Origin of the sequence: Hydrogenophaga sp. SL48 (assembly GCF_021729865.1) — a bacterium.
In the GTDB taxonomy this organism is placed as follows: Bacteria; Pseudomonadota; Gammaproteobacteria; order Burkholderiales; family Burkholderiaceae_C; genus Hydrogenophaga.
On sequence record NZ_CP063400.1, the window covers coordinates 5,315,879 to 5,329,893 of the forward strand.

Genomic DNA, 14,015 nt, shown 5'->3' on the forward strand with positions numbered 1-14,015 from the left:
CTTGGGGTGGACCGGCGCGGTGCTCATCCGTGCTTCTCCGCCAATGGCAGGCGCAGGCTGAACTCCGCGCCGCCTTCGGGTCGGTTGGCGGCACTGAGCGAGCCGCCCATGCCGCTGGCCAGGGTCTCGCACAGCGAGAGACCCAGCCCGAGGCCGCCTTCACGGGTGGAGAAGAAGGGTTCGAACAGGCGCGGCAGCACCTCGGCCGGGATGCCGGGGCCGCTGTCGGCCACCCGCAGTTCGCCTTGCCCGTCGGCCCGTGACACCGTGAGCGTGAGCCGGCGCGCCGTGGGCACGGCACCCTCCATCGCCTGCAGCGCGTTCATCAGCAGGTTGTGCACGATCTGGTCCAGCGCCACCGGGTCGGCCGCCACGCTCACCGCGTCCGCAGCCTGCAGTTGCGGTACCACACCGCGCCGCTGGCACTCGGGCTCCAGCAGGTACAGCGCCCGGCGCACGGCTTCGGCCAGTTCCACCGCGAGCACGCCGCTGCGGGTGTCCGGCCGCTCGACCGTGCGGCGCAGGCGGCCCACCACCTCGGCTGCGCGGCGGGCCTGCGCGGCGGCTTGCTGCATGGCGGTGCGCGCGGTGTCCAGCTCGGGCGGCTCGTCGGCCAGCAGGCGCTGTGCGGCCTGGGTGTTGGCCAGCACGGCGGTGAGCGGCTGGTTGAGTTCGTGCGCCATGCCGGCGGCCAGCTCGCCCATGGTGTTCAGCCGCGCCACCTGGCCGAGCCGCAACAGCTCTTCGGCGCGGCGCCGCGCGATCCGCTGGCGCTGCCACTGGGCCAGGGCCGCGAGCACCAGCGCCACCGCCAGCGTCCACGCCAGCATGCGGCCCCAGGGCAGTGCGTCCCAGCCCATCTGCCGCGTGGCGACCACGTCGAAAGGCTGGCTCCCGGCGGCCAGGTGTTTGTGGAATTCGAAGCGCCAGCCGCCGGTGCCTGCCAGCGCGGCGGCATCGCCCGCCTGCAGCTCGAAGGCCTGGCCTTCGTGTTCCAGCGCGACGCGCACCGGGCTGCTGGCGGGCTGCATCGGCCACTCGGCCCAGGGCACCATGCCACGCAGGTCGATGGTGAGGGCGTAGGCCGTGGGGTCGGCGGCGAGCACCAGCCGGTAGCGGCCGCTGGCCAGGTCCAGCGCCGCGAGCGCGGCCCGCTGTTGGGCGCGCGAGGCGGCCTCGGCGGCAGCCAGGGCCGCGTCCGGCCAGGCCGCGTCGCGGTCACGGCGCTGCACCGCGAGGATGTGCGGGTAGAGCGCGGGCAGGCGCTGTTCGGGGGGCGTGGCGCCCGGCGTTTCAGGCCCGGGCTGCAGCAGGGCCAGGGTGTCGAGGATGGCGTCGTGCTGCACCACCTGCTGGCTCAGCAGCCGGTGCACGATGCGGGCGTCGGTCTCGAACAGGGCGCGCTGTTCGTCGATCGCCTGCCGCGCGAGCAGCACGGCACCGGCCAGCGAGACCGCCGCCCCGACCATCCACCACCACCGTGTGCCCGACCCCGTGTTGCGCATGCGGCTGATTCTGGCACGCACGCCGCCGGATCAGAGTCTCATCGATCCGCGCAACGGCGGAGTGTGAGGCTCAGCCGGGCCAGCCGCCGGGCCGCCCCAAGGCAGGCCCAGCCCCCTCGGGGGGCAGCGACCCGCGTAGCGGCGGAGCGTGGGGTCAGCCGGGCCAGCCGCCGGGCCGCCCCAAGGCAGGCCCAGCCCCCTCGGGGGGCAGCGACCCGCGTAGCGGCGGAGCGTGGGGGTCACCCAAACAGCGGCTTCACGTTCCAGATGTCGTCGGCGTATTCGCGGATGGTGCGGTCGGAGGAGAACATGCCCATGCCGGCCACGTTCATGATCGCGTGGTGGGCCCACTCGCTGGGGCGGCGGTACAGCTCGTCCACCTTCAGCTGGGTCGCGACGTAGTCGGCGTAGTCGGCCAGCAGCAGGTAGTAGTCCGATTCGAGCAGCGTGCGCGTGATGTCGTGGAAGCGGTTGGGCTCTTCGGGGCTGAAGGCGCCTTCGGCGATGCGGTCGATCGCGGTCTTGAGGTCGTAGTTGTGGTCGTAATAGCGGCGCGGGTTGTAGCCGCTGGCGCGCAGGGCCGCGACCTGCTCAGTGCGGTTGCCGAAGATGAAGATGTGCTCCAGCCCCACGTTTTGGGCGATCTCGATGTTGGCGCCGTCCCAGGTGCCGATGGTCAGTGCGCCGTTGAGCGCGAACTTCATGTTGCCGGTGCCCGAGGCCTCGGTGCCGGCGGTGGAGATCTGCTCGGACAGGTCGGCCGCGGGAATGATGACCTCGGCCAGCGACACGCGGTAGTTCGGCAGGAACACCACCTTGAGCTTGTCGCCGATGCGCTTGTCGTGGTTGACGGTGCGTGCCACGTCGTTGATCAGCTTGATCACCAGCTTGGCCATGTAGTAGGCCGAGGCCGCCTTGCCGCCGAAGATCACGGTGCGCGGCACCCAGTTGGCGTTGGGGCGCGCCAGGATCTGGTGGTAGCGCGTCACCACGTGCAAGACGTTGAGCAGCTGGCGCTTGTACTCGTGCATGCGCTTGATCTGCACGTCGAACAGGCTCTCTGGGTCGACCACGATGCCGGTCTCTTTGGCGATGCGTTCGGCCAGGCGCTGTTTGTTTTGTGCCTTGGCCAGTCGGAACGCGCTCTGGAACTCGGTGTCGTCGGCCAGCGCGCGCAGTTGCGCCAGCTCGCCGAGGTGGCGGCGCCAGGTGGTGCCGATGCGCGCGTCGATCAGCGCCGAGAGCGGCCGGTTGGCCTGCGAGAGCCAGCGGCGCGGCGTGATGCCGTTGGTCTTGTTGTTGAAGCGCTCGGGCCACAGGCGAGCGAAGTCGGCAAAGATGGTCTCCACCATCAGCTGGCTGTGCAGGGCCGACACGCCGTTGACCTTGTGGCTGGCCAGCACCGAGAGGTAGGCCATGCGCACGCGGCGCTGGCCGTGTTCGTCGATCAGGGAGATGCGGCGCAGCAGCTCGTTTTCACCCGGGAAGCGGTCGTGCACCTCGGCGAGGAAACGCGCGTTCAGGTCGTAGATGATGCGCAGGTGGCGCGGCAGCAGGCGGCCCATCAGCTCCACCGGCCAGGTCTCCAGCGCCTCGCTCATCAGCGTGTGGTTGGTGTAGCTGAAGATGCGCTGGCACAGGTCCCAGGCGGCGTCCCACTCCACGTGGTGCTCGTCCACCAGGATGCGCATCAGCTCGGGCACGGCCAGCGCCGGGTGGGTGTCGTTGAGGTGGATGGCGACCTTGTCGGCGAGCTGGTCGAAGCTGCCGTGGTGCTTCAGGTAGCGGCGCACGATGTCCTGCAGCGAGGCGCTGACGAAGAAGTACTCCTGGCGCAGGCGCAGCTCCTTGCCGTGTTCGGTGCTGTCGTCGGGGTAGAGCACGCGCGAGACGTTTTCCGACTGGTTCTTGGCTTCGACCGCGCGCATGTAGTCGCCCTTGTTGAAGGCGTCGAGGTTGATGCCGCTGGAGGCGCGCGCGGTCCACAGGCGCAATGTGGCGACGCTGCTGAGCTCGTGGCCGGGCACGCCGCTGTCGTAGGCGGTGGCGATCACATCGTCGGTGTCGACCCAGCGCACGTGCTCGCCTTCCTGGACCAGCCGGCCGCCGAACTGCACGGGGTAGCTGAACTCGGGGCGCATGAATTCCCAGGGGTTGCCGTTGACCAGCCAGTAGTCCGGCTCTTCGACCTGGCGCCCGTCGACGATGCGCTGCGCGAACATGCCGAAGTCGTAGCGGATGCCGTAGCCCATGCCGGGCAGGCCTACCGTGGCCATGGAGTCGAGGAAACAGGCGGCCAGGCGACCCAGGCCCCCGTTGCCCAGGCCGGCGTCGGTTTCCAGGTCGATCAACGCGTCGAAGTCGGCGCCGAGCTGGGTGCAGGCGGTCTTCGCGTCGTCGTAGATGCCGACCGCGAGCAGGGCGTTGGTGAGCGCGCGCCCGGTGAGGAACTCCAGCGAGAGGTAGTACACGCGCTTGGCATCGTTGTCCTGTGTCACGGCCAGGGTCTCGCGCCAGCGGTGCATGGTGCGGTCGCGCACCGCGTGGAACAGGGCAAACAGCCAGTCGCGGCGCGTGGCCGAGCGCAGGTCTTTGCCCACCGCGTAGACCAGCCGGTTGGCGATGGACTTGCGCAGCGCATCCACCGTGTTGTCCAGATGGTCGTACTCGAACGGTGCGGTGGCGGTGCCGACGGTGGGGGTCAAGGGGGTGTTCATGGTCTCGGTTCGAAAACGGTGAGCGGGTGGTCTGCGTCAAGCAGAAGCTGTGCCAGTGGCATCGGCGCGGGCCTGCTGGTAGACCCGCAGGGTGTCGGTGGCGGCGCGTTCCCAGCCGAAGCGCAGCGCCATGGCGTGGCGCTGCACGGCCTGCCAGTCGGCCGGGCGGCGGCGCAGCGCAAAGGCGCGGCGCAGGGCGGCCATGAGGCTGGCCACGTCGAAGTCCTGGAAGACGAAGCCGCTGGCGCTGCCGTCATCGAGGTTTTCGAGGCTGCAGTCGACCACCGTGTCGGCCAGTCCGCCCACGGCGCGCACCAGCGGGAGCGTGCCGTAGCGCAGGCCATAGAGCTGGGTCAGGCCACAGGGCTCGAAGCGCGAGGGCACCAGGATCACGTCGCTGCCGGCGATCACGGTGTGGGCCAAGGCCTCGTCGTAGCCGATGTGCAGGGCCACGGCGCCCGGGTGGCGCTGGGCCGCGTGCTGCAGCGCCTGTTCGATCAGCGGGTCGCCCGCGCCCAGCACGGCCAGCTGGCCGCCACGTCGCACCAGCTCGTCGACCACACCGGGCAGCAGGTGCAGGCCCTTCTGCTCGGTCAGGCGGCTCACGACACAGAACAGCAGCGCGTCCGGCTGGGCCTTCAGGCCCATGCGCTGCTGCAGCCGTGCCTTGGCCGCAGCCTTGCCGCGCAGGTCGTCGGCGCTGTAACCGGGTTGCACCAGCGCATCGCCCGCGGGGTTCCAGATCGCGTCGTCGACGCCGTTGAGGATGCCGTGCAGGCGGTCGCGCCGCTCGCGCAGCACGCCATCGAGCCCGCAGCCCTGCTCCTCACCCGTGATTTCGCGCGCGTAGCTCGGGCTCACCGTGGTGATGGCGTCGCTGTATTGCAGGCCGGCCTTCATGAACGACACCTGGCCGTGGAATTCCAGGCCATGGACATGAAACAGCGCATCGGGCAGACCCAGGCGGTGGCACACGCTGACCGGGAACACGCCCTGGTAGGCCAGGTTGTGGATGGTGAACACCGTGGCGGGGCGGCGGTGGCCCGCTGCGACGAGGCGGGCCAGGTAGGCGAAGGCCAGACCGGTGTGCCAGTCGTGGCCGTGCACCACATCGGGGTGCCACGCCGGGTCCAGACCGGTGCCCAGCAGCGCCGCCGCCCAGCCCAGCCAGGCGAACTGGTCGGCGGCGTCGGCCCAGGGCTTGCCACTGGCGTCGTGGTACGGGTTGCCGGGCCGATCGAACAGGCCGGGCGCTTGCAGCAGCATCACGGCCTGCCCGCTGGCGCTGATGCGGCCCAGCTGCAGCCAGGGCGTGGGCCCGGGCGCCGAGCTGGCCAGCGGCCCCAGCCCGCCCGGCAGGCCCATGGTGCCGCCCGCCGGCACCAGCAGGCTCGGTCCTTCGGGCGTGACCCCGGCCACCACCGAAGGGAACGCGGGCAGCAGCAGGCGCACGTCGGCGCCCAGCGCAGACAGCGCCGGCGGCAGGCCCGCACTCACGTCGGCCAGACCGCCGGTTTTCAGCAGCGGGAACACCTCGGAGCAGACGTAAAGGACTTTTGGCGGGTTCATGCAGAAATCCATGTCCGAGAGAAGGGAGTCAAGCCAGCACACCGCGGAACCGGCTTCGCCGGGCCGCCAGTGTGGCCCCCCTTCCAGGGGGGTGACGCCGAAGGCGGCGCGGGGGGTGATCAAGTTCTCGGGGGGTCATGTCAGTTTTTCAAGCATCGCCCGCGTCACCAGCACCACCCCGCTGTCGGTGCGGTAGAAGCGGCGCGCGTCCTCGGCGGCGTCGAAGCCGATCTGCATGCCTTCGGGGATCACGCAGCCGTTGTCGATCACCACCTTGCGCAGTTTGCAGTGCCGGCCCACGTCGACCTCGGGCAGCAGCACCGCCTCTTCGACGGTGGCGTAGGAGTGGATGAAGACCTTGGAGAACAGCACCGAGCGGTTCACCGAACCGCCCGAGATGATGCAACCGCCGGAGACCAGCGAGTCCACCGCCATGCCGCGGCGGCCGTCGTCGTTGAACACGAACTTGGCCGGGGGCAGCTGTTCCTGGTAGGTCCAGATCGGCCAGTCGCGGTCGTACATGTCGAGCTCGGGGAGGGGGCCGGTGAGGTCGAGGTTGGCGGCCCAGTAGGCGTCCACCGTGCCCACGTCGCGCCAGTAGGCCGGCGCCTCGGGCGAGCTTTTCACGCACGACATGCCGAAGGGGTGGGCCACGGCCTGGCCCTCAGCCACCATGGCGGGGATCAGGTCTTTGCCAAAGTCACGGCTGGAGCCGGGCGTGGTGGCGTCTTTTTCCAGGGCCGCAAACAGGTGCTTGGCGTCGAACACATAGATGCCCATGCTGGCCAGCGACACGCCGGGTTTGCCCGGCATGGCGGGCGGATTCTCGGGTTTTTCCAGGAAGTGGGTGATCTGGCGGTTGCCGTCGATGGCCATCACGCCGAACGCGCTGGCCTCTTCGATCGGCACCTCGATGCAGGCCACGGTGCACTTCTTGCCCTGGGCCACGTGGTCCGCGATCAGCTCGGCGTAGTCCATCTTGTAGATGTGGTCCCCGGCGAGGATGAGGATGTAGTCGGGGTTGTGCGCGCGCAGGATGTCCAGGTTCTGGTAGACCGCGTCGGCCGTGCCCAGGTACCAGCTCTCGTCGTCCATGCGCTGCTGCGCCGGCAGCAGGTCGATGAACTCGTTGAACTCGTTGCGCAGGAAACTCCAGCCGCGCTGCAGGTGGCGCAGCAGCGAATGGCTCTTGTACTGCGTCAGCACGCCGATGCGGCGCACGCCCGAGTTCAGGCAGTTGGAGAGCGCGAAGTCGACGATGCGGAACTTGCCGCCGAAGTACACCGCGGGCTTGGTGCGGCGGTCGGTGAGCGCCTTCAGGCGCGAGCCACGCCCGCCCGCGAGCACCAGGGCGATGGTGCGCTTGGCCAGGTACTGGGGAGTGTTCTTGTGTTCCATGCGTGTCTCCTGTTGTGTTGAAAGGCGGTGGGAAGGGAAAGCCGGAGCGCGTGACCCACCCAGGGCACCCAAAGCACCGGCTTTGCCGGGCCAAAGGGTGCGTCCCCCCGGGGGGACGCCGCGAAGCGGCGCAGGGGGGGACTCACTCCTGCCTCCAGCGGCCGTGGGCGCGGGTCATGGCGGCCAGGCGCTCGGCGGGGCGGTGGTCCACCTGGCTCCAGTCGAAGCGCCATTCCCAGCAGCCGGTGGCCAGGCCGGGGGTGTTCATGCGGTGTTTGGTGTCCAGGCCCAGCACGTCCTGGAACGGCACCACCAGGGTGTTGGCGACCGACATCGACAAGGCGTTGATCAGGGTCCAGTGCGGCTCGGTGTCCACGCAGTGACCCAGGTAGGCCCGCGCAGACGCTTTTTCGCCGGCGGGCGCGCTGTGCCACCAGCCCACCGTGGTCTCGTTGTCGTGCGTGCCGGTGTAGGCCACGCTGCCACGTTCCAGGTTGTGCGGCAGGTAGGGGTTGGCCGGCCCGCTGCCGAAGGCGAACTGCAGGATGCGCATGCCCGGGTACCCGCAGGCCTGGCGCAGCGCGGTCACCTCGGGCGTGATCATGCCCAGGTCTTCCGCAATGATGGGCAGGTGGCCCAGTTCGTCCTCGATCGCCCGGAAGAACGCCAGCCCGGGCCCGGGCTGCCACTGGCCGGCCACGGCGGTGGGCTCGCTGGCGGGGATCTCCCAGTGCGCCTCGAAGCCGCGGAAGTGGTCGAGCCGCACCACGTCGACCTGCTGGAACAGGTGCGCCAGCCGGTCTTTCCACCAGCGGTGGTCGCGGTGGGCCATGGTTTCCCAGTTGTAGAGCGGGTTGCCCCAGCGCTGGCCGGTGGGGCTGAAATAGTCGGGGGGCACACCGGCCACCACGGCGGGTTCCATCTGCTCGTCCAGCAGGAACTGATCGGCGTGGGCCCACACATCGGCGCTGTGGTGCGCCACGAAGATCGGCGCGTCACCCACCATCTGCACGCCGCGCTCGCGCGCGTAGCTGCGCAGGTTCTGCCATTGCACCCAGAAGCGCCACTGCACGAAGCGCCAGAAACCCAGCGCGTGGGCCGACTGTTCGCGCACCGCGTCCAGCGCGGCCGGATCGCGGCAGGCCAGCGGCTCGGGCCAGAGCGACCAGGGGCCACCGTGGCGTTCGTCGATCACCATGAAGAGGGCGTGGTCGTCGAGCCAGTGGGCGTGCGCTTCGCAGAACGTGGCCAGGGCCTCGCGGCAGACGTCGGTGGCGCGCTGGTTGAAGCCATCCCAGGCCTTGCGCAGGCAGGCCATGCGGTACGGTGCCACGCGCTCGAAGTCGCAGCGGTGGTGGTCGAAGCCCTTGCGTGCCATCCAGGGCAGCCAGCCCTGTTGCACCAGGTCGTCCAGGTCCACCATCAGCGGGCTGCCGGCGAAGACCGAGACGCTCTGGTAGGGCGAATTGCCCGGGCCGGCGGGCGAGAGCGGCAGGATCTGCCAGAGCGACTGGCCGGCCGAGGCCAGCCAGTCGACAAAGTGGCGCGCGGCAGCGCCGAGGTCGCCCGAGCCGTGGGGGCCGGGCAGGCTGGTGATGTGCAGCAGCACGCCGCTGGTGCGGCGCGCGAGGATGTCGTGGGGGGTCGGGTTCATGGCGTGGTGCGTGGGGTTGGCATCAGCCTTGCAAACTCTGGACCAGCAGGTAAACGCCCGGTTCGTTCAGCAGCAGCGCCCCGGTGTGGGCGCCACCGGACACGTCGGTGCGGGTCAGCGCGCGGGCGCTGTCCAGCCGCAGCGACCAGCCGCCCGCCGGCAGCGCCATGGTGGTGGGGCCGTGGCCCGCGTGCCACACCAGCAGCAGGCGCTCGGTGGGGGCTTGGCCGGGTTCGCCGGCGGTAATGAGCGCGCCCAGCGTGCGGTGGTCCGTGCTTTGCCAGGCCTGGAACGACGGCGCCAGGCCGTTCACGTCGATCCAGGCGATGTCGGCCGGCCCGCCCTGGGCGGGTGGCTGGCCGCTGAACCAGCGGGCCTGGCGCAGGCCCGGGTGCTGGCGGCGCAGCGCGGCCAGGCCGCCCACGAAACCGGCCAGGGTGGTGTCGGCCCGCGCCCAGTCGAGCCAGGTGATGGCGTTGTCCTGGCAGTAGCTGTTGTTGTTGCCCTGCTGGCTGTGGCCGATCTCGTCGCCGGCCAGCAGCTGCGGCGTGCCCTGGGCGCAAAACAGCGTGGCCAGCAGGGCGCGGCGCCACAGGCCGCGCCGGTGCCGCACGCCGGGGTCGTCGCTGGCGCCTTCCGTGCCGGCGTTCGCGCTCAGGTTGTGGCCGTGGCCGTCGCGGTTGTCTTCGCCGTTGGCGCGGTTGTGTTTGCGGGCAAAGGCGGTGAGGTCGGCGAGGTTGAAACCGTCGTGCGCGGTGAGCAGGTTGACGCTGGCGGTGGGCAGCCGGTCGTGGCGGCGGAAGCGGTCGCTGCTGGCGCAGACGCGGTTGGCGAGTTCGCCGCGCGTGGCCGGGTGGCCGAGCCAGAAGGCGCGCACGCCGTCGCGGAAGCTGTCGTTCCACTCCAGCCAGCCCGGTGCGAAGCCGCCCAGGTGGTAACCGTTGGGGCCGATGTCCCAGGGCTCGGCGATCAGCCGCACGTGGCGCAGCACCGGGTCTTGCGCCATGGCGGTGAGCAGGGGGGCTTGGGGGTGGAAGGCATGGCCGAGCGCGGCGACGCGGCCCAGCGACACCGCGAGGTCGAAGCGGAAGCCGTCCACGCCGTAGGCCATCACCCACCAGCGCAGGCTGTCCATCACCCACTGCACCACGCGCGGCTCGCTCACGTTGAGGCTGTTGCCGCAGCCGCTGAAGTTGTGTGGCACGCCGCGCTCTGCCATCGCGTACCAGTGGTTTTGTCCGAGGCCGCGCCAGCCGAGCGTGGGACCGTCGAGGTCGCTTTCGGCCGTGTGGTTGAAGACCACGTCGAGCACCACCTCGATGCCCGCGCGGTGCAGCGCGTCCACCATCAGGCGGAACTCGGCGCGCACGGTGGCGGCCTCATCGGCATCCGAGGGATCGCTGCCCTTGGTGGCGGCCGCGTAGGCGGGCTCGGGCGCAAAGGCGTTGAGCGTGTTGTAGCCCCAGTGGTTGGAGAGGCCGCGCGCCAGCAGGTGGCGTTCGCTGATGTGCTGGTGCACCGGCAGCAGGCAGACGGTGGTGACGCCCAGGCGCTGCAGGTGGGCGAGCACGGCCGGGTGGGCCAGGGCGGCGTAACTGCCGCGCTGCGCCTCGGGCACCTCGGGGTGCAGACGGGTCAGCGCTTTCACATGGGCTTCGTAGAGGAACACGCGCTCACCCGCGACCCAGGGGCGCGGAGCGATGGCCTGGCCGGCGTCCAGTTCGGCCTGGGTGTCCAGCACCACGCACTTGGGCATGGCGGCGGCGTTGTCTTGCGGGTCGGGCTGGTGCTGCCCCCAGGCTTGTGTGGGCTGCAGCGGGTCCGCCGCGCTGTGGACGGTCTGCAGCGCCAGGCGCCCGGTGTCACCCACCAGGGCCAGCGCCCAGGGGTCGAGCAGCAGGCGGGCGGGGTTGAAGCGCTGGCCGGCGTCGGGGTTCCAGGGGCCATGGGCGCGCAGGCCGTAGAGCTGGCCCGCGGCCAGACCGGGCACGAAGCGCGACCACAGGCCATTCCCCGCGGCCACCAGCGCCACCCGCCCGGTGGATCGTTGCGCCGCGTCGAACAGCTCCACCTCGATCGCACCGGCCTCGGGAGCCCAGACGGTAAAACGCACACCAGGCTGCCCGTCCTGCACCTGCAGGTGGGCACCCAAGCCGGGGGCGGAGTGCGCTGTGTTCATGCGCTCGCGGGTTCGGGCTGCAGCCAGACAACGGCCAGCGGGGGCAAGGTGAGCGCCGCCGACCAGCCCTGGCCGTGCAGCGGCTGTGCCTCGGCCTGCACGCGGCCATGGTTGCCCACGTTGCTGCCGCCGTAGTGGCTGGAATCGGTGTTGAGGCCTTCGCGCCAGGCGCCGTCGTGCGGCAGTCCGACGCGGTAAGCGTGGCGCACCACCGGCGTGAAGTTGGCGACCACGACCACGGTGTCTTCCAGCCGCTGCCCGTAGCGCACGAAGGCCAGCACACACTGGTCGGCGTCGTCCACCACCAGCCACTGGAAGGCGTGCGGGTCGGTGTCTCGCGCGTGCAGCGCGGGCTCGCGGCGGTAGGTGTGGTTGAGGTCTCGCACCAGTTGCTGCACACCCGCGTGCGTCGGGTCGCCCAGCAGGTGCCAGGGCAGCTCGCTGTCGTGGTTCCACTCGGTGGGCTGGGCCAGCTCGGCGCCCATGAAGAGCAGTTTCTTGCCCGGGTGCGCGTACATCCAGGCGTAGAGCGCGCGCAGGTTGGCGAGCTGCTGCCAGCGGTCGCCGGTCATCTTGCCCAGCAGCGAGCCCTTGCCGTGCACCACCTCGTCGTGCGAGAGCGGCAGCACATAGTCTTCGCTGTAGGCGTAGGCCATGGCGAAGGTCATCTTGTGGTGGTGCCAGCGCCGGTTGACCGGGTCTTCCGCCATGTAGGCCAGGGTGTCGTGCATCCAGCCCATGTTCCATTTGTGGTCGAAGCCCAGGCCACCCTCCTGCACCGGGCCGGTCACGCGCGGGAAGGCGGTGGACTCTTCGGCGATGGTGGTGGCCTGCGGCGCTTCGCGCTGCAGCACCTCGTGCACCTCGCGCACGAAGGCGATGGCCTCGTAGTTCTCGCGCCCGCCGTCGCGGTTGGGCACCCACTCGCCTTCGGGGCGGCTGTAGTCGCGGTAGAGCATGGAGGCCACCGCGTCCACGCGCAGGCCGTCGATGCCGTACTGCTCGATCCAGAACAGCGCATTGCCGACCAGGAAGTTGCGCACCTCCAGGCGACCGAAGTTGTAGATCAGCGTGTTCCAGTCGCGGTGGAAACCTTCCTTCGGGTCGGCGTGTTCGTAGAGCGCGGTGCCGTCGAAGCGCGCCAGCGCGTGTTCGTCGGTCGGGAAGTGGGCGGGCACCCAGTCGAGGATGACCTTCAGGCCGGCGGCGTGCGCCGCATTCACGAAGCGGCGGAAGCCCTCGGGTGTGCCGTAGCGCGCGGTGGGCGAATACAGGCCGGTGGGCTGGTAGCCCCAGGAGGCGTAGAACGGGTGCTCGCTGACCGGCAGCAGCTCCAGGTGGGTGAAGCCCATGCCGGTGGCGTAGGGCACGAGGTGCTCCACCAGGTCGTCCCAGGTGGGCAGGGTGTGGCCGCCGCCCGGGCGTTTCCACGAACCCACGTGCACCTCATAGACCGCCATGGGCGCGGCCGGCCGCGTGTGAGCCGCCGTGGCCACGGGCGAGGCGCGCAGGGGTTCGCAGACGCGCGACGCGTTGCCCGGCGGCAACTCGGTTTCACGCGCGTAGGGGTCTGTCTTCATCACGGTGCTGCCGTCGGCGCCGTGCACCTCGAACTTGTACCAGGCGCCCACGCCGGCCCCGGGCACGAACAGCTCCCAGACGCCGCACTCGGGGCGCAGCCGCATCGACTGCACCCTCCAGCCGTTGAAATCGCCCGTCAGCCCGACGTGGCGCGCCGCCGGTGCCCACACGGCAAAGGCCGTGCCCGCGACGCCGCCCATGACCGTGGGGTGGGCCCCCAGCTTTTGCCACGGCCGCAGGTGCTTGCCCTCGGCGAGCAGCCAGGCGTCGGTTTCACCGATCCAGAAACCGGGGGGCGAGGGGGTGTCGGTGGTGCTGGGGATCATGGTGGTGAGTCTCTGAGGCATTCTGTCACCGAACCGGTACCAGGCGGTTACCGATGAGGGTGGTCGAGGCGTGCGGGCGCTGGGTGACAATCGGTCCATGCCCACGTCCGCAACCCGTTTTCTCACCCCGCAGCGCCTGCTCATGGCCTCGGTGGTGGTGGCCCTGATCACCATCACGCTCAAGACCCTGGCCTGGTACGTCACCGATTCGGTGGGCCTGCTGTCCGACGCGATGGAGTCGCTCGTCAACCTGGCCAGCGCCATCTTCGGCCTGGTGATGGTGACGATCGCGGCCCGCCCGGCGGACGACGACCACCCCTACGGCCACCACAAGGCCGAGTACTTTTCGTCCGGTTTCGAGGGCATCCTGATCATCGTGGCGGCACTGGGCATCGTCTGGACAGCGGTCAGCCGCCTGCTCGACCCCCAGCCCATCGAGCAGGTGGGCTGGGGCCTGGCGCTGTCGGTGGCGAGCTCGGCGCTCAACGGCCTGCTGGCCTGGGTGATGTTCCGCGCGGCCAAAGAGCACCGGTCCATCGCGCTGGAAGCCGATGCCAAACACCTGACCACCGACGTCTGGACCTCGGCCGGCGTGGTGATCGGCATTGCCCTGGTGCACTACACCGGCTGGCTCTGGCTGGACCCGGTGGTGGCCATTGGCGTGGCGCTCAACATCCTGAAAGAAGGGTTCCACCTCATCTGGCGCTCGTCGCAAGGGCTGATGGACGAGGCCCTGGAGCCGGAGGTGATGACCACGATCCAGCAGACGCTGGACGGCTTTGCGAGCCAGCGGGGCGAGGTGGCCATCATCCGCTTTGACCACGTGAGCACCCGCAAGGCCGGGCAGCGGCGGTTTGTGGACATGCACATGCACATGCCGGCGAGCTGGTCGCTGGGGCGGGCTGCCGCGGTGCGCGCCAGCGTCGAGCAGGCGCTGATGAGCGCGGTGCCGGGGCTGCGGGCCTCGATCCAGCTGCTGCCCAGCGACGTCGAGGCCCACTTTGACGATGCCAAGGATCTGATATGAACCACCCCCGCCGCGCTGCGCGCGACCCCCTCAAGGGGGCGGCACTGGCCGTCCGGCAA

General features: G+C 70.2%; 8 protein-coding genes. 1 reads left to right on the plus strand and 7 read right to left on the minus strand.

Annotation, left to right across the window (positions count from 1 at the left end; all coding sequences use genetic code 11):
• Positions 1-23 precede the first annotated feature (23 nt).
• The 7 genes from IM738_RS25350 to glgB form a co-directional block, all read right to left on the minus strand.
• Positions 24-1,505, minus strand: coding sequence for a sensor histidine kinase (locus IM738_RS25350; RefSeq protein WP_236963753.1), 1,482 nt, complete (start codon positions 1,503-1,505; stop codon positions 24-26).
• A gap of 239 nt (positions 1,506-1,744) precedes the next feature.
• On the minus strand, positions 1,745-4,222 hold the full coding sequence (locus tag IM738_RS25355) for a glycogen/starch/alpha-glucan phosphorylase (RefSeq protein WP_236963754.1): 2,478 nt from the start codon (positions 4,220-4,222) through the stop codon (positions 1,745-1,747).
• Positions 4,223-4,258: 36 nt separating this feature from the next.
• A complete protein-coding gene (gene glgA / locus IM738_RS25360; RefSeq protein ID WP_236963755.1) occupies positions 4,259-5,791 on the minus strand; it encodes a glycogen synthase GlgA in 1,533 nt (510 codons plus the stop codon).
• 135 nt (positions 5,792-5,926) lie between these two features.
• Entirely contained in the window at positions 5,927-7,189 is a 1,263-nt protein-coding gene (glgC, locus tag IM738_RS25365; RefSeq protein WP_236963756.1) for a glucose-1-phosphate adenylyltransferase, read from the minus strand.
• Between the two features lie 142 nt (positions 7,190-7,331).
• Positions 7,332-8,843, minus strand: coding sequence for a 4-alpha-glucanotransferase (gene malQ / locus IM738_RS25370; protein ID WP_236963757.1), 1,512 nt, complete (start codon positions 8,841-8,843; stop codon positions 7,332-7,334).
• A gap of 22 nt (positions 8,844-8,865) precedes the next feature.
• Positions 8,866-11,022 (minus strand): glycogen debranching protein GlgX, encoded by a 2,157-nt coding sequence (glgX, locus tag IM738_RS25375; protein WP_236963758.1) that lies wholly within the window; start codon positions 11,020-11,022, stop codon positions 8,866-8,868.
• Positions 11,019-12,929 carry a 1,4-alpha-glucan branching protein GlgB gene (gene glgB, locus IM738_RS25380; RefSeq protein WP_236963759.1) on the minus strand — a complete coding sequence of 637 codons (1,911 nt, stop codon included), beginning with the start codon at positions 12,927-12,929 and terminating at the stop codon, positions 11,019-11,021. Before glgB ends, glgX begins: the two co-directional genes overlap by 4 nt.
• Positions 12,930-13,026: 97 nt before the next feature.
• Between glgB and IM738_RS25385 the strand changes: the two genes are divergently transcribed.
• On the plus strand, positions 13,027-13,956 hold the full coding sequence (locus IM738_RS25385; protein ID WP_236963760.1) for a cation diffusion facilitator family transporter: 930 nt from the start codon (positions 13,027-13,029) through the stop codon (positions 13,954-13,956).
• The last annotated feature ends 59 nt before the right edge of the window (positions 13,957-14,015 follow it).